Genomic DNA, 15598 nt, shown 5'->3' with positions numbered 1-15598 from the left:
AGCGCGCCGGTGACTCCGGCTTTTCTCGATATCACCAACGCCAGCAAGAGCTTCGGCGCCGTCACGATCCTCGATGGCGTTGATCTTGCCGTCGGGCGCGGCGAGTTCATCTCGCTGCTGGGTCCCTCGGGTTGCGGCAAGACCACGCTTTTGCGCATCGTCGCCGGGCTGATGACGCCAGATAGCGGCCGCGTCGTCCTCGACGGCGAAGAACTCACCCGCCGGCCGCCGCACAAGCGCGATGTCGGCGTCGTCTTTCAGAACTACGCGCTTTTCCCGCATCTCACCGTCGCGGAGAACGTCGCCTTCGGGCTGAAGGCGCGCGGTGCGCCGACAGATACGATTGCGCCCACCGTGGCGCGTTTCCTTGGTCTCGTGCAGATGGCGGCCTTCGCCGAGCGTTCTGTCCGCGCGCTTTCGGGCGGGCAGCAGCAGCGCGTCGCAGTGGCCCGGGCGCTCGCGGTCGGCCCGAAGCTGTTGTTGCTCGACGAGCCGTTCTCGGCGCTCGACCGCAAGCTGCGCGAGGCCATGCAGATCGATCTCCGGCGCATTCTGCGCGAGGTCGGCACCACCGCGATCTTCGTCACGCATGACCAGGACGAGGCGCTGACGATGTCGGACCGCATCGCCGTGATGTATCGCGGCCAGATCGAGCAACTCGACACGCCAGCCGAAATCTACCACCGGCCGACGACGCCGTTCGCGCTCGATTTCGTCGGGCTGTCGAGCAGGCTCGCGGGCACGGTTCTTTCCGAGGAAAACGGCTCGGTCTCGGTCGAGACCGCACTCGGCACGATCCGCGCGCCCGGCCGTTTCATCGCCGGCAGCAAGGTGCTCGTCGGCGTGCGGCCCGAGCGGATCGCCGTCGGCGCGGCGGGCGAGAACAGCATCGAGGCACGCCTGACCGATGCGGTCTTTCAGGGCGCGCGCGTGCAACTCCATTTCGAGGCTTCGGGCGGACGGCTGCTCGTCGAAGCGCATGAAGCGCCCGCCGGCATCGCGCCGGGCGCCATGCTTTCGCTCGGCTGGCGGCACGCCGACACACTAATCTACCCCGCACCGACAGAAGGAATGGCCGCGTGAGCCCGGCGCGCCGGTTCGACCCGGTCCTGCTGCTGGCCGCGCCGGCCGTCGTCTACCTCGCCATCGTCTACGGCCTGCCGCTGGTCTTTCTGCTCGGCCGCAGCCTGTTTGGAGCCGGCGGCTTGTCGTCTTTCGCCGGCTTCTTCGCCGATCCGTTCAACTGGATGGTGATCGCCAACACCCTGCGCAGCGCGGCTCTGGTGACCCTGGTCTGCCTCGTGATCGGCTATCCGACCGCGCTGGTCCTGGCGCGGGCCGGCGGCTTTGCCCAGGCCGCGATCCTGGTCGCGATCATCCTGCCGCTCTCGGTCGGTGTCGTGGTCAAGGCCTTCGCCTGGCAGATCGTGCTGCGCCGCGACGGCGTCGTCTCGCAGATCATGACGGGCCTCGGCATCTGGAGCGAGCCGCAGCGGCTGCTGTTCACCGAGACCGGCCTCGTCATCGGCGCGGCCAACATCTTCGTGCCCTTCATGATCCTGCCGATCTATTCTGTGCTGAAGCTGGTCGACCCCCGGCTGGGAGAGGCCGCAGCCACATTGGGAGCCTCGCCGCTCTACCGCTTCTTCAAGGTCGCCATACCGCTGTCGCTGCCGGGCATCGTTACCGGGATTGCCTTCGTCTTCTCGATGGCGGCCTCGATGTATGTGGTCCCGAGCCTCGTCATCGGCGACCGCTTCCAGACGCTGGCGACCCTGACCGGCCGCTCCTTTCTGTTCATGCGTAACGAACAGCTCGGCGCGACCACGGCCGTGGTGCTGCTGGCGCTCACAGTGGCGATCGTGGTGGCGAGTTCCTGGCTGTCGCGCCGACTGGGAGGCGCATCATGACGGCGATCGAGAAAGCCGCCGGCTGGCTCACGGCGGTGCTGGCGACGTTCACGGTCGTGTTCCTGATGACGCCGCTCGTGGTGACGGTCGCCGTATCCTTGGGTTCGAGCCCGGTCTTCACCCTGCCGGCGCCGTCATGGTCGCTGCGCTGGTACGAGGCGCTCGCCCGCTCCCGCGATCTCTGGCCGCCGGTCTTCGTGTCCCTGAAGCTCGCAGCGCTCTCGACTGTGGTCGCGCTCGTGCTCGGCACGCTCTGCGCCATCGGCCTGCTGCGCGGACAGTTCCGTGGTCGCGAGGCGGTCGTCACCTTCCTGGTCTCGCCTTTGATGCTGCCGGGACTCGTGATCGGCATCGCCATGCTGGAGAGTTTTCGCGCGGCCGGGCTGCGCGATGTCTGGCTGAGCCTGATCATCGCCCATGTCGTGATCACCCTGCCCTATGTGGTCAGGACCGTATTCGCCTCGCTGTCGCTGTTTGATTTCACGCTGATCGACGCCGCCCGGACGCTGGGCCTGCCCTATCCCAAGGCGATCCTGAAAGTCCTCGTGCCGTCATTGGCGCCGGCCTTCCTGACGTCGGGAATGTTCGCCTTTCTCGCCTCGATGGACAATTATCCGATCTCGATCTTCTTCACCGACGCCTGGACCAAGACCTTGCCAATACAGATGCTGCAATATGTCGAGGAGAGCCCCGACCCGACCATCGCGGCGATCTCGACGCTGCTGATCCTGCTCTCGATCGGCGTTCTGGTGATCGGCGACCGGCTCGTCGGCCTGCGCCGGATGGCGGACCTCTGAGATGCTGCCTGATTTTTCAACCGACCGCGACTTTCGCGGCTATGGCGGAACGCCGCCGGCCGTGCGCTGGCCCAACGATGCCCGCGTCGCCGTCAACCTCGTGATCAACATCGAGGAAGGTGGCGAGCTTTCGATCGGCCAGGGCGACGAGAAGAACGAGTCGATCTATGAGGTCGTCGAGGAGATCCCCGGCGTTCGCGACCTCTGCATGGAATCGCATTTCGAATATGGCCCCCGCGCCGGCTGGAGGCGCATCCGCAAGCTCCTGCAGGCTTACGGCGCGCGCGGCACGGTCAATGCGATCGGCCGCTCGCTGATGATCTCGCCCTGGCTCGCGCAGGAGGCCGTCGCGGATGGCCATGAGGTCGCGGCCCATGGCTGGCGCTGGGAACGCCACGCCAACATGACGATCGACGAGGAGCGGCTCGCCATCGCCCGCACCGTCGAGGCGATCACCTTGACCTCAGGCGCGCCGCCGCGCGGCTGGCATACGCGCTCGGCGACCTCGCCCAACACGCGCCGCCTGCTGATCGAGCAGGGCGGATTCTTCTACGATTCCAACGCCTATAACGATGACCTGCCCTATCTCGTCGATGTCGACGGTCGCGACCATCTCGTCCTGCCCTATTCCTTCGACACCAACGACATGCGCTTCACGCGCGGCGGCGGCTTCGTCTTCGGCGACGATTTCGCGCGCTACTGCATCGACGCCTTCGAGCAGCTCTATGCCGAGGGCGCAATCGAACCGCGCATGATGACGGTGGGGCTGCATCTGCGCATCATCGGCCGGCCGGGACGCATCGCCGGGCTGGAGCGCTTCCTCGCCCATGTCGCGAGCAAGCCAGGCGTCTGGTTTGCACGCCGCGACGAGATCGCCAGGCATTGGCTGACGGCGATCGGGCGGGAGGAATTGATCGGCGGGCGGTAAGGTCTGTCTTTACGAAACAGGCGCAGCATGAACCCGGAAAGACGGGGAGCGCGCTCCTACCGCCCCTCGATCCGCGCCGCGAGCGCCTCGCTCAGTCTCAGCGTCGACTTCGGCGGAGGGCGGCGAAAGGTCCCCGCGCTTGCCTTGCGCGGCTGTAACGCCACCAGCGCCTCCGCCTGCTTCAGCGCCGCGCCCATCTGGTCGACCACGGGCACCGGAATGCGGCCGGCGACCTTCGCCGCCATCCCCGCCAGCGGTGCGCCTGCGAGGATGACGCAATCGGCCTCGTCCTCCGCGACCGCACGAGCCGCGAGCTTCACGATGACCTCTTCCTTCTCCTCCTGCACGTCGGCGATGTCGGAGAAGCTTTCGTCGAGCATGCGGATGCCGGCGCAGCGCCCCTCCAGCCCGTGCATCGCGACGCATTCCGCATACCAGGGCCCGAGCGCGCGGGCGAAGGTCACGATGGCGAAGCGCCGGCCGAGCATGCAGGCTGTCAGCATCGCCGCCTCCGCCATGCCGATGACGGGGATGTCGAAGAGCTCGCGCGCAGCCATCAGACCGGGATCGCCGAACGCCGCGATGACGGCCGCATCGACCTTGTCGTGATGCTCGGCCAGCATTTCGAGCGCGATCGCACCGCCGATCTGCGCCTCCGCGCGGCTGGCGATATAGGGCACGCCGCGTGTCGCCGTCAGCGGCACGATCTCGGTCCCCGGCGCGGCGACAGCCTGGGCCGCCGCAAGCAGGCGCTGCGTGATCGCCTCGGTGGTGTTCGGGTTCAGCAGCAGGATGCGCATCGGTTTTGCCCTTGCGAGGAGGTTCAGGTGCGCCCACCTGGTCGATCGGGCATTTCGTCGAGATAGCCGTCATAGAAGCTCCGGACGTGCGGCATCACGGCTTCTGCGAAGGCGATCCGCTCCGTCTCGGCAGCCGAGCGTGGCCTCGCCAGCGCATCGGCGATCTCGGCCAGAGTCGCATCGCGATCGACCCGGGTGAAACGCTGCTCGCGGTAGATCCATTCGCCGCCGACCATGACGCTGTGCACCGCCTTCGTCTTCGCGCGCTGGACCAGCACGTCGACAAAACCCTGCGCATCGTCCTGATAGGGAAAGGTTACGGACTTCCAGTCGAACAGGACGAGGTCCGCCGCCATGCCGGGCGAAAGCCGGCCGATGCCGCCGTTGAAGGGCGTGGTGCGGGCGCCGGATTCCGTCGCCATGCGCAGCACCTGCGCCGGGCTGGGATGCGGCGCATCGATGCCGGGCGCGCGATGGGCGCGCAGCACCAGGCGCATCTCCTGCAGCATATCGCGATCATCGTTGAGCCCGGCCTCGTCGATGCCGAGCGCGACGGGAATCGTCCGGGCGAGAAAGCGGTTGACCGGCGCAAGCCCGCTCTTCAGCCGGAAGTTGGAAGAGCAGTTGTGGCAGATGCAGACGCCCCGCTCGGCGCAAAGCTCGATATCCGCCTCGCTCATCCAGACGCCGTGGCCGATGGTGAAATGCGGCCCCAGAAGCCCGAAACGGTCGAGATGGACGACCGCCGAGCCACCGGTCCGTTTGTGCGCATAGGCCTTCTGATAGGGCGTCTCCAGCACATGCATGTGAACCGGCAGGCCGGTGCGCCCGGCGAGCGCAGCCGCCGTCTCCAGCGCCGCATCGGAGAGCCAATGCAGGTTGGCGGGCGCGATCTGGACGCGGATGCGGTCGCCACCATCGTGCCGGCGCAGCAATTCGTCGAAGATGTCGACCTGCTCGGCCAGCGACAGGGTGAAGCGGGCGAAATAGGCCGAGAGCGCAGGCCGCAATTCCTCGGGAACGCGCGCCACGAAATCGCGGTCCGCCTCGTAGACCAGCCGGTTCTGGTCGCGCAGCGCCAGCGAATAGGAAGCCCGCATGCCGATGCTGCGATAGGCGTCGATGACCTTTTCGGCCGCCACAAGCACATCCTCCCGCGAGCCCGGCGCCCGGCTGTGCAGATGCTGCACCGTGGTGACGCCGCTCTCGATCATCTCGAAGGCGGAATAGAGCGTGTCGAGCCGCAGATCGACATCGCGCAAAGCGAGCCGGCTGGCGAACCAGAGCTCGAGCGGATGGTCGGACGAGCCGAGCTGAAGCGGCGTCAGGCCGACATGGTGATGCGCGTTGACGAAGCCCGGCGTGATCGCAAAGCCCGGGCCGCCCTCGACCATCGCGCCCGGCGCCTGACCGCGCAGTTCCGCGATCGGGCCGATCGCCGCGACCACGCCGCCGCGTACGAGAACCCCGGCGTTCTCGTGCAGGATCGGCTCGCCTGCCCCATCGAAGCCTTCGAGCAGGGTCGCACCCCAGACAATCCGGTCAGTCATCACGATTTTGTCCAGCAAGAACGGTCCCGGCGATCACTGCTGATCGCGAGCCGGGTGACGGTCGATCCGAGGGGCGCCTTACCGGCGGTCACGATTCGATTCTGCATCGACAACGACCTGGACCTTGGCATTTTCGAGCGGGATGAGAGCAGCGGCCGACACCATGCAAGAGGCGTACAAGGCCGGGCAACTTCGTGGCCCGCGGCGAGCCGGTGACGGACCCTCCACGTTTCAGCGAACAGATCGCCTCGCCGGTTCTGGACGCGTGCGCTGCAGCACACTACAGACACCGCCATGATCAAGCGCCTCTATGAATGGACCATGTCGCTGGCCGCGAGGCCGCGCGCCGAGTTGTGGCTGGCGATCGTCGCTTTCGTCGAAAGCTCCTTCTTCCTGATCCCGGCCGACGTGCTGTTCGTGCCGATGGCGCTGGCCAAGCCGATGCGGGCCTATCGCTTCGCGCTCGTGGCGACGGTCTTCTCGACGCTCGGCGGCATCGCCGGCTATGGCCTGGGCTATTACGCCTTCGACCTGCTGGCGAAGCCGGTGCTGGCCTTCTACGGCAAGCTCGGCGCCTTCGAGGCTCTGCAGGCCTGCGTCCATGGCGACCAGCAATTGCTCCTGATGCTGCTGTCGACGTCGGGCCTTGCGCATCTGCCGCCGATCAAGGTCGTCACGATCCTGGCCGGCGCTGTCCATATCGGGCTCGTCTTCTTCATCCTGTCCTGCATCATCGCGCGGGGGCTACGCTTCTTCGCGCTCGCCTTCCTGCTGCGGCGCTATGGCGAGACGATCCGGCACTTCATCGAGCGTCGCCTGAAGGTAATCGCCATCGTCGCGGCGGGCGCGCTGATCCTGCTTTATTTCGGCCTTAAGCTGGTTGCAGGGTCGGGCCAGCTTCTCTCCTGCTAGAGCCCGCCATGACGACCTCCTCCTTCACCACTCCCGCCATGCCGCTGATGAAGACGCGCTGGATCGTGCTCGTTGGGCTGGGATGCGCTGCCCTGATCGCCGGAGCCTGGTTCTTCGAGATCGTCTGGGGCTTGAGACCGTGCAAGCTCTGCCTCGAACAGCGCGTCCCGCATTACGCGGCGATCGGCGTCGTCGTGGCCGCCATCGCATTCGCCCGGACGCTGCAGCTGCAATGGCTCGTCCTGATCGCACTCGCGGGCCTGATGGCCTGGAGCACTGGCCTCGGCGCTTATCACTCCGGCGTCGAATGGGGCTGGTTCGCCGGCCCCAATGATTGCGGCGGCGCCGCCGCTCCGGTCGCGGCCGGCGTGCAGGACTTCATGAAGCAGTTGCAGACGGTGAAAGTCGTCGCCTGCTCGGAAGCCGCCTGGCGTTTTCTGGGCCTCTCGCTGGCGGGCTGGAACGCGGTTGCCTCGCTGGGACTGTTGGCAGTGGCGCTGCGGGGCGCGCTGCGGCCGTAGGCAGTCTCACGGCTCCAGTTCGGAATCCCAGTAGAGATAGTCGAGCCAGCTCTCGTGCAGGTAGTTCGGCGGGAACAGCTTGCCGTTGCGGTGCAGGTCGTTGACCGTCGGGGCGTAGGCCTTCTGCATCGGGAACATGTCGACCACGGCCGGCATCTTGTCGCCCTTGCGCAGATTGCAGGGCGAGCAGGCCGCGACGACGTTCTCCCAGGTCGTCAGCCCGCCCTTGGAGCGCGGGATGACATGGTCGAAGGTCAGGTCCTCGCGTGAAGTGCAGTACTGGCAAACGAAACGGTCACGCAGGAAGACGTTGAAGCGCGTGAAGGCCGGTGTGCGCGAAGGCTTGATATAGGTCTTCAGCGAGACGACCGAGGGCAGCTTCATGTTGAAGCTCGGACTGCGTACGACCGTGTCGTATTCCGACACGATGTTCACCCGGTCCATGAAGACCGCCTTGATCGCGTCCTGCCAGCTCCACAGCGACAGGGGATAATAGCTCAAGGGCCGGAAATCGGCATTGAGCACGAGAGCCGGACAACCATCCGGCGACGCCATCGGATGCATCACATGCGCCGTCAAACCCGCCGCACCTCCGTTAACCGGAACGGGACGAATCCCGTCTCACGATCAATGTAAGCGCGATGCGACGGGAATGTGAAGGGGATGCGGCGTTTGGGCGTGCCGGGGCAGTTCGGAACTCGGTTACCCGCGGCAATAACTTTCCGCCGTCATCCCGGACAAGCGGCGAAGCCGCGCCGATCCGCGATCCATCATAAGGCAGGACGGCGCTCGACGATGGATCCCGGGTCTGCGCTTCGCGTGCCCGGGATGACGGCGTCTGATTGAATATCGGCCGTTCTTCGTCTCAGCGCGTCGGAACCGGCTTCTCGCCGCGATAGTCGTAGAAGCCGCGCTTGGTCTTGCGGCCGAGCCAGCCGGCCTCGACATATTTCACTAGCAGCGGGCAGGGCCGGTACTTGGAGTCCGCCAGCCCGTCATGCAGCACCTGCATCACCGAGAGGCAGGTATCGAGACCGATGAAATCGGCGAGCTGGAGCGGGCCCATCGGATGGTTGGCGCCGAGCTTCATCGCGGTGTCGATCGCGTCGACCGAGCCGACGCCCTCATAGAGCGTGTAGACGGCCTCGTTGATCATCGGCAGCAGGATGCGGTTGACGATAAAGGCCGGGAAATCCTCGGAGACCGAAACGGTCTTGTGGAGCTTGCCTACGAACTCCTTGGCGAGTTCGAAAGTCTGGTCGTCGGTCGCGATGCCGCGGATCAGCTCGACGAGCTGCATCAGCGGCACGGGGTTCATGAAATGGATGCCGATGAAGCGCTCCGGCCGGTCGGTCGAGGCTGCCAGCCGCGTGATCGAGATCGAGGAGGTGTTCGAGGCCAGGATCGCGTCGGGCTTGATGTGCTGGCAGGCGGCTGTGAAGATCTTGCGCTTGGTCTCCTCGTTCTCGGTCGCCGCCTCGATGATCAGGTCGCAGTCGCCCAACCCCGAGAGATGCGGCGCTGCCGTGATCTTGGCCATGGCGTCGCGGCGGATTTCATCGCCGATCGCACCCTTGGTGACCTGGCGTGCCATGTTGCCGTCGATGGTGGCCAGCGCCGCCTTGATGCGGTCCTCGGCGAGATCATGCAGCCGGACCTCGAAGCCGGCGACGGCCGCGACATGGGCGATACCATTGCCCATCTGGCCTGCGCCGATGATGCCGATCGTCCTGATCGCCTTGTCCGACATGGTCTGATCCATCCGTGGTGGCACCGCTCCATCCCCGGAGGCGATGCGGGCCGCCTTTTGCGGCAGCCCGGTTGTCGTGCGACGGCCTTAAGCCGCTTTACTTGCCGATCTTGCCGAGTTCGGCGGCGAGTTCGGGCATGATGGTGAAGAGGTCTCCGACGAGGCCGTAATCGGCGATCTGGAAGATCGGCGCTTCCTCGTCCTTGTTGATCGCGACGATGACCTTGGAGTCCTTCATGCCGGCGAGATGCTGAATCGCACCGGAGATGCCGACCGCCACATAAAGATCGGGAGCCACGACCTTGCCGGTCTGGCCGACCTGCCAGTCGTTGGGGGCGTAGCCGGCATCGACCGCCGCGCGCGAGGCGCCCATGGCCGCGCCGAGCTTGTCGGCGACGGGCTCGATCACCTTGGTGAAGTTTTCAGACGACGCCAGCGCCCGCCCGCCCGAGACGATGATCTTGGCCGAGGCCAGTTCGGGACGATCGGATTTCGCGACCTCCTCGCCCTTGAAGGTCGAAAGGCCGGGATCATCGCCGCCGGACACCGTCTCGACGGTCGCCGATCCACCCTCGCCCGTCGCCTGGAAGGACGCCGTGCGGATCGTCATCAGCTTCTTGGCTTCCGCCGACTGCACGGTCTGGATCGCGTTGCCGGCATAGACCGGACGCTCGAAGGTGTCGGGCGAGACGACCTTCATCACGTCGGAGATCTGCATCACGTCGAGCAGGGCCGCGACGCGCGGCAGCACGTTCTTGCCGGTCGTGGTCGAGGGCGCGACGATGGCGTCGTAACCCTCCGCCAGCTTGGCCACGAGAGCCGCCAGCGGCTCGGCGAGGTTGTGGCCATAGAGCGCGGCGTCGGCCAGCAGCACCTTCTCGACGCCGTCGAGCCTGGCGGCTGCATCGGCCGCGCCCTTGGCGCCTTCGCCGGCAACGAGGATGTGGACGGGTGCGCCCAGCGCGATGGCTGCGGTCAGGGCCTTGTTGGTGGCATCCTTGACGGTCGCGTTGTCGTGTTCGGCAATCAGCAGCGTGGCCATGTCAGATCACCCCTGCGGTCTTGAGCTTGGAGACGAGTTCGGCCGGCGAGCCGACCTTGATGCCGGCGGAGCGGCCAGCGGGCTCGACGGTCTTGAGCACCTTCAGGCGCGGCGTCACATCGACGCCGAGCGTCTCGGCGGAGGTCTCGTCGAGCGGCTTCTTCTTGGCCTTCATGATGTTGGGCAGCGAGGCGTAGCGCGGCTCGTTCAGGCGAAGGTCGGTGGTGACGATCGCCGGCAGCTTCAGCGACACCGTCTGCAGGCCGCCATCGACCTCGCGGGTGACATCGACCGAACCGTCGCCGACCGCGACCTTCGACGCGAATGTGCCCTGCGGCCAGCCCAGCAGCGCCGCCAGCATCTGGCCGGTCTGGTTGCAGTCGTCGTCGATCGCCTGCTTGCCGAGGATGACGAGCTGCGGGCTCTCCTGCTCGACCAGCTTCTTCAAAAGCTTGGCGACCGCGAGCGGCTCGACGACACCATCGACCTTCACAAGGATGCCGCGATCGGCGCCCATCGCCAGCCCGGTGCGGATCGTTTCGGCTACCTGCGCCGGACCGATCGAGACCACGACCACCTCGGTCGCCTTGCCGGCCTCGCGCAGGCGCAGCGCCTCTTCGACCGCGATCTCGTCGAAGGGATTCATCGACATCTTGACGTTGGCCAGCTCGACGCCCGAACCGTCCGCCTTCACGCGGATCTTCACATTATAGTCGACCACCCGCTTGACGGGCACCAGGATCTTCATCGCCAAATCACCGTTTACGGAGAGGTGCGCTTCGCAGCCGCGCCGCGCGAATCGGGCGGTCGGACGGCATCGCGGCTCTCGGCTGGAATGCGGACGGACCGTAGCGACGCCCGTTTGCGCTTGTCAACGCCGCCCGGGCCACCGGGCAGCGTGCGCGCGGGCGCAAGCCCGGAGTTCACGCGATGCGCCCGAACAGGGTCACGCCGCGATGAATGAAGATCGGCGTCAGGGCTGCGCCGGCGCCGAGTCCACCAAGATGTGCCCACCAGCCGACATGTCCCGCGGGATCGAGAAGCGCCGACACGATCTGGAAGAGAATCCAGCCGCCGAGCGCATAGAGCGCGCTGATCCGGATCGGGATCCAGTTGAAGGCCAGCCCCCAGATCCGGACGCGCGGATAGAGCATCAGATAGGACGCGATGACGCCCGAAATGGCTCCGGATGCGCCAATCAGCGGCTGTTCGGAGGTTGGGTTCATCATCGCATGCGCCAGCGAACCGGCCAGCCCGCACAGGAAGAAGAACACCAGGAAGCGGACATGGCCCATCGCATCCTCGACATTGTCGCCGAAGACCCAGAGGAACAGCATGTTGCCGGCAAGATGGGCAAAGCTCGCATGCAGAAGGACGTTGCTGAACAGCGTCGCCCAGGCCGGTAGTTGGAGAATTTCGGCAGGCAGCACGCCCTGGCCGAACAGCACGGAGGGGATCATGCCGAAGCCTGCCGCGATCGCGATCTGACCCGCTTCGCTCTGCCGCATGGAGACCAGCAGATAGAGCGCTGCGCAAAACGAAATCAGCGCATAGGTGACATAGGGCGCGCGCATGAAACGCAGCGGAACGCCATCATGCAGCGGCACGAACATCGGTGCGATCCTAGCGGTTCTGCCCGGGCACCCAGAGCACGTCGCCCTGCGCCCTGGCATTGAGATGGCGGGAGGCGACGAAGAGGAAATCGGAGAGGCGGTTGATGTATTTCAGCGCCGGCGCGGCGACGATCTCGCCATCCGTGCGCGCCAGTTCGACCATCAGCCGCTCGGCCCGGCGACTGACCGTGCGCGCCAGATGCAGATGGATCGCGGCCGGAGTACCGCCGGGCAGCACGAAGGAGCGCAGGGGAGGCAGGGCCGCGTTCAGGCGGTCGATCGCGGCCTCGACCCTGTCCACCTGGGCCTGCACGATGCGCAGCGGCTCGAAGGCGAGCGCCTCGCCGGTGTCGGGCGTCGAAAGATCGGCTCCAAGGTCGAACAAATCGTTGCTGATCGCGCCGAGCATCGCCTCGACCTCGGCATCCTCGCTCGCGGCATGAAGCCGCGCCAGCCCGATGCAGGAATTGGTCTCGTCGACCGTGCCATAGGCCTCGACGCGAAGATCGGATTTCGACCGGCGCGGGCCTGTCGTCAGCCCGGTCGTGCCGTCGTCGCCGGTGCGGGTATAAATGCGGTTGAGCTTGACCATGACCGCGTTATAGCGCGGCGCTGACCGAACGAAAGGCCCAGCGGCCGGCGTTCACGCCGAGGGGGCGATCCTAGAAGGTATAGCCGAGCTTGGCGCCGAAATTGGCCGGGCCGCGCGGCTTGTCGCGGTCGGCGCAGCCGGCCGTGCTGAAATGCTCCAGCGTCGCGACCAGGCTCCAGCGGTCGCTCAGGCGCACGCCCAGTGCAGCCGCCTCGCGCGAACCGCTATTGCAGCCGACATTGAGCCGGTTCTCCGGAACGATCACGCCGGTCTTGCCGTCATTGAGAGCAGCGCCGAGGCTCGCCTCGACGAAGACCACCTTGCTCAGATCGACGGTCCAGGTCGCGCCGGCATAGGCGTAGCGCGTGCCGTTGAAGTTGATGCTCGATCCCAGATGGAAGCGCGGCACGAAGGTCGAGGCGATCCGGTCGTTGAGCGAGATCGCGCGCGGCGTCACCACCTCGCCGCTGAAATTCAGCAGCCCGTTTTCGCGCCCGCCGGGATTGGCGGCGGCCGCGCCGATGCGGGTTTCCCAGGAGAGCGAGGGCGTGTCCGTCGCCGGCGCGTAGGCCGATGCGCCCGCCGGAAGCGGCTGCGACTGCGCCCATGCGGGCGAGGCGGCCATCGATCCGGCAAGGAGCAGCAACGCGACGCGAACCATGGGCGACTTTTCTTTTTGTCGGCGAGAACGAGCGTTAGCGATGCGCAGAGACTCGTGTCCGGAATATGGCGAGATTGGGGCCAATCCCCAGTCAAAGCACCGAGGGAAGCGAGGAGTCCTTGAAAATCAAAAGCTTACAATAGGTCAGACTTGCTGACATAAATCACTGCGCCATAGCCTGTCAGCCGTTGCGCCACCACATCACCGCAAGGATGACGATGATCGCGACGAACTGCAGGACGACACGCGCGCGCATCAGGTTCTGCGAGGTGCTCGCGCTGCCGCCGCGCAGCATGTTGAACAGCCCGAGCAGCAGGACGACGGCGACGGCGCCGACAGCGACGGGAACGAGGGATCCGGAAAGACTCATGGCGAAGACTTAGTGCGCGGCGAAGCTCTTGGCCAGCGACCCGATCCGGCTGGGTTCCGTTGTCAGCGATAGCGCCTTTGCACGATCAGGTGGGCAGCCACCGTCAACAGGATCGTCGCGGTCATCAGGATGAAGGAGATCGCGCCGCCAAAGGGCCAGTTGTTCTGTTGCGCGAACTGGCCATAGACCAGCGGACCCATCATCTGGAATTTCGGGCCGCCGAGCAGCACCGGCGTCGCATAGGCGTTCATCGCCAGGATGAAGGTCAGGATCGTGCCGGCGAGAATGCCGGGCAGGGCAAGCGGCCAGAGCACGCGGCGGAACATCGCGGCCGGCCCCGCGCCGAGGCTGAAAGCGGCCTCCTCGACATTGCGCGGAATGCCTTCGATCACGCTCTGCAGCGTCAGCACCATGAAGGGCAGGTTGACCGCCACGATACCGATCAGCACGGCGTTCTCGGTATACATGATCTCGAGCGGCTGGCTGATGACGCCCATGCCCATCAGCGAGGCGTTGAGCGCACCCTTGCTGCCGAAGGCCGTCATCCAGCCCGCCGCGCGGACCGCATTGCCGACGAAGAGCGGCAGCACGACCAGCATGATCACGAGATTCTTGAAGCGGCTTTCCATGCGCGCCAGCACATAGGCCAGCGGAAACCCCATGATCAGGCAGGCGACCGTGCAGACCACCGCGACCTTTACGGTGCGGGCGAGCACGTTGAGATAATACGCGTCGGTGAAGAACTTGACGTAGTTGTCGATCACCAGCCCGTCGACCATGAACTGGCCGGGAATGAACTGGTTCAGCGAATAGCGGAACAGGATCGCGATCGGGCCCAGCAGCCCGATCGCGACGAAGATCGTCGCCGGCACGACGAGCGCGCCGGCAAGGCCAGTACGAGCGCCCGCGACGGCTTCCGGGGCGGCGGCGCTCATGGGCCGGCTCTCATGCAGGCGTCAGTGACATGGTTCGAGCGTTCGCCAGCGCGAGCCGAATGGCGTGGCGTGCGAGAACCGGAGCGGAGCGGACTTTTGTCCGTGAGCACCGGAAGCGCAGCAAGCCGCGTCAGACGGCCGCGATGGTAGAACGGGCGAGCCATGTCAGGCCTTGAAGACCTTGTCCCACCACTCCTTCATCGCCGAATCGTTCTTGGCGAGGAAGGCGTAGTCGAGGTCCTTGATCTGCTTCTCTTCCTCGGGCGTGAAGCCGATGCGCTTCTGCAGGTCGGGCGCGACGTTGAGGCCGGTGACCGTGCCGTTATAGCCCATGTCGACCGCGAAGGCCTCCTGAGGGGCCTTCTCCAGCATGGCGTTCATGTAGGCGTAGGCGTTTTCCTTGTTGGGCGCGTTCTTCTGGATCACGAAGCCCGAGACATAGGCCGGGATGCCCTCGACCGGCGAGACGGCCTCGCAGGGGATGCCGGCGTTCTGCCATTGCACGACGCGGGCCTTCCAGATCGCGCTGATGCCGATCTCCTCGTTCTTCATCGCCTGGGCGAAGGCCTCGTTGGTCGGGTAGACGCGCGCGCCCGCCGCCTTCACCGCCATCAGCACCTGCTTGGCCTTGTCGAGGTCGTTCATGTCCTTGCCGCCGGTGGCGGCCATGGAGGCTGCGACCATGATCGCCTGGTACTGGATGTCGATGAAGCCGATCTTGTTGCCGTGCTTGGGGTCGAGCCAGTCCTTGAAGCCCTTGGGCGCGACGCTGATGATCTTGGGATTGTAGATCACCACGTTGCCGGAATAGATGTGCCCGATGCCGTACGGGTACTTCATCGTCGGCAGCAGGTTCTTGGCGTTGGGGATTTTCGAGTAATCGAGCGTCTCCAGCACGCCGGCCTCGTTCATTTCGAACATGTTGGCGGCCGACAGGCCCTGGACGTCGACGGTGCCGCGCGGCAGGCGCTTCTCGGCGGTCATCTTGGCGCGACGCGGTGCATCGCCGGCCTGGTCCTGCACGATCTCGATGCCCTTGGGCTTCAGGATCGGCTCGTCGATGTTCTTGTTCAGCAACCGGGCATAGTCGCCGCCCCAGGTGCCGATCACGACCTTGCCGGCGGCTTGCGCCGAGGCCTTGCCCGCGAAGGCCGGAACGAGCGCGGCGGCGGCCGCGCCTTTCAGAATGTCGCGCCTGTCGATTGTCGTCATGATGT

The 15598-nt window shown here is 65.9% G+C and carries 18 protein-coding genes; 6 read left to right on the top strand and 12 right to left on the bottom strand.

Going from position 1 to position 15598, the window contains the following annotated elements:
- Positions 1 to 9: 9 nt before the first annotated feature.
- Genes AC1DZY_RS16390 through AC1DZY_RS16375 form a run of 4 tightly spaced genes read left to right on the top strand, consistent with a single transcriptional unit; the run spans position 10 to position 3635 of the window.
- A complete protein-coding gene (locus AC1DZY_RS16390) occupies positions 10 to 1083 on the top strand; it encodes an ABC transporter ATP-binding protein (RefSeq protein WP_476821196.1) in 1074 nt (357 codons plus the stop codon).
- Positions 1080 to 1910 (top strand): ABC transporter permease, encoded by an 831-nt coding sequence (locus AC1DZY_RS16385; protein ID WP_476821195.1) that lies wholly within the window; start codon positions 1080 to 1082, stop codon positions 1908 to 1910. Before AC1DZY_RS16390 ends, AC1DZY_RS16385 begins: the two co-directional genes overlap by 4 nt.
- On the top strand, positions 1907 to 2707 hold the full coding sequence (locus tag AC1DZY_RS16380) for an ABC transporter permease (protein WP_476821194.1): 801 nt from the start codon (positions 1907 to 1909) through the stop codon (positions 2705 to 2707). The genes AC1DZY_RS16385 and AC1DZY_RS16380 overlap by 4 nt, the downstream gene beginning before the upstream one ends.
- Before the next feature lies 1 nt (position 2708).
- Positions 2709 to 3635 (top strand): polysaccharide deacetylase family protein, encoded by a 927-nt coding sequence (locus AC1DZY_RS16375; RefSeq protein ID WP_476821193.1) that lies wholly within the window; start codon positions 2709 to 2711, stop codon positions 3633 to 3635.
- 56 nt (positions 3636 to 3691) lie between these two features.
- Here AC1DZY_RS16375 and AC1DZY_RS16370 read toward each other — a convergent pair whose 3' ends face one another.
- Complete coding sequence (locus tag AC1DZY_RS16370) at positions 3692 to 4435, bottom strand: aspartate/glutamate racemase family protein (RefSeq protein WP_476821192.1); 744 nt, start codon at positions 4433 to 4435, stop codon at positions 3692 to 3694.
- Between the two features lie 23 nt (positions 4436 to 4458).
- Positions 4459 to 5985, bottom strand: coding sequence for an amidohydrolase family protein (locus tag AC1DZY_RS16365; protein ID WP_476821191.1), 1527 nt, complete (start codon positions 5983 to 5985; stop codon positions 4459 to 4461).
- A 294-nt stretch (positions 5986 to 6279) separates the two neighbouring features.
- Between AC1DZY_RS16365 and AC1DZY_RS16360 the strand changes: the two genes are divergently transcribed.
- Both AC1DZY_RS16360 and AC1DZY_RS16355 read left to right on the top strand, forming a co-directional pair.
- A complete protein-coding gene (locus AC1DZY_RS16360; RefSeq protein ID WP_476821190.1) occupies positions 6280 to 6897 on the top strand; it encodes a YqaA family protein in 618 nt (205 codons plus the stop codon).
- 8 nt (positions 6898 to 6905) lie between these two features.
- Positions 6906 to 7418 carry a disulfide bond formation protein B gene (locus tag AC1DZY_RS16355; protein ID WP_476821189.1) on the top strand — a complete coding sequence of 171 codons (513 nt, stop codon included), beginning with the start codon at positions 6906 to 6908 and terminating at the stop codon, positions 7416 to 7418.
- A 6-nt stretch (positions 7419 to 7424) separates the two neighbouring features.
- Here the strand turns inward: AC1DZY_RS16355 and AC1DZY_RS16350 are convergent, their stop codons facing one another.
- The 10 genes from AC1DZY_RS16350 to AC1DZY_RS16305 all read right to left on the bottom strand — a co-directional run bounded on the left by AC1DZY_RS16350 (position 7425) and on the right by AC1DZY_RS16305 (position 15593).
- A complete protein-coding gene (locus AC1DZY_RS16350; protein WP_476821336.1) occupies positions 7425 to 7982 on the bottom strand; it encodes an HNH endonuclease in 558 nt (185 codons plus the stop codon).
- A 301-nt stretch (positions 7983 to 8283) separates the two neighbouring features.
- Positions 8284 to 9168: a 3-hydroxybutyryl-CoA dehydrogenase gene (locus tag AC1DZY_RS16345; protein ID WP_476821188.1), complete on the bottom strand. Its 885-nt coding sequence runs from the start codon at positions 9166 to 9168 to the stop codon at positions 8284 to 8286.
- Positions 9169 to 9265: 97 nt separating this feature from the next.
- Positions 9266 to 10210 carry an electron transfer flavoprotein subunit alpha/FixB family protein gene (locus AC1DZY_RS16340; protein WP_476821187.1) on the bottom strand — a complete coding sequence of 315 codons (945 nt, stop codon included), beginning with the start codon at positions 10208 to 10210 and terminating at the stop codon, positions 9266 to 9268.
- A 1-nt stretch (position 10211) separates the two neighbouring features.
- Complete coding sequence (locus AC1DZY_RS16335) at positions 10212 to 10958, bottom strand: electron transfer flavoprotein subunit beta/FixA family protein (protein WP_476821186.1); 747 nt, start codon at positions 10956 to 10958, stop codon at positions 10212 to 10214.
- Between the two features lie 175 nt (positions 10959 to 11133).
- Positions 11134 to 11823, bottom strand: a complete 690-nt coding sequence (locus AC1DZY_RS16330) for a rhomboid family intramembrane serine protease (RefSeq protein ID WP_476821185.1) — start codon at positions 11821 to 11823, stop codon at positions 11134 to 11136.
- A 10-nt stretch (positions 11824 to 11833) separates the two neighbouring features.
- On the bottom strand, positions 11834 to 12415 hold the full coding sequence (locus tag AC1DZY_RS16325) for a cob(I)yrinic acid a,c-diamide adenosyltransferase (protein WP_476821184.1): 582 nt from the start codon (positions 12413 to 12415) through the stop codon (positions 11834 to 11836).
- A 70-nt stretch (positions 12416 to 12485) separates the two neighbouring features.
- The gene (locus tag AC1DZY_RS16320; RefSeq protein WP_476821183.1) at positions 12486 to 13076 is read right to left on the bottom strand and encodes an acyloxyacyl hydrolase; all 591 of its coding nucleotides are present in this window, start codon (positions 13074 to 13076) and stop codon (positions 12486 to 12488) included.
- Positions 13077 to 13257: 181 nt separating this feature from the next.
- A complete protein-coding gene (locus AC1DZY_RS16315) occupies positions 13258 to 13446 on the bottom strand; it encodes a twin transmembrane helix small protein (RefSeq protein ID WP_476821182.1) in 189 nt (62 codons plus the stop codon).
- Positions 13447 to 13508: 62 nt separating this feature from the next.
- On the bottom strand, positions 13509 to 14381 hold the full coding sequence (locus tag AC1DZY_RS16310) for an ABC transporter permease (RefSeq protein WP_476821181.1): 873 nt from the start codon (positions 14379 to 14381) through the stop codon (positions 13509 to 13511).
- Between the two features lie 165 nt (positions 14382 to 14546).
- Positions 14547 to 15593 carry an ABC transporter substrate-binding protein gene (locus AC1DZY_RS16305; protein WP_476821180.1) on the bottom strand — a complete coding sequence of 349 codons (1047 nt, stop codon included), beginning with the start codon at positions 15591 to 15593 and terminating at the stop codon, positions 14547 to 14549.
- Positions 15594 to 15598 lie beyond the last annotated feature (5 nt).

Source organism: Allobosea sp. P2_A10, assembly GCF_056405115.1.
The sequence above is the reverse complement of the archived record's forward strand: the minus strand, read 5'-3'. Positions and strand labels throughout refer to the sequence as shown.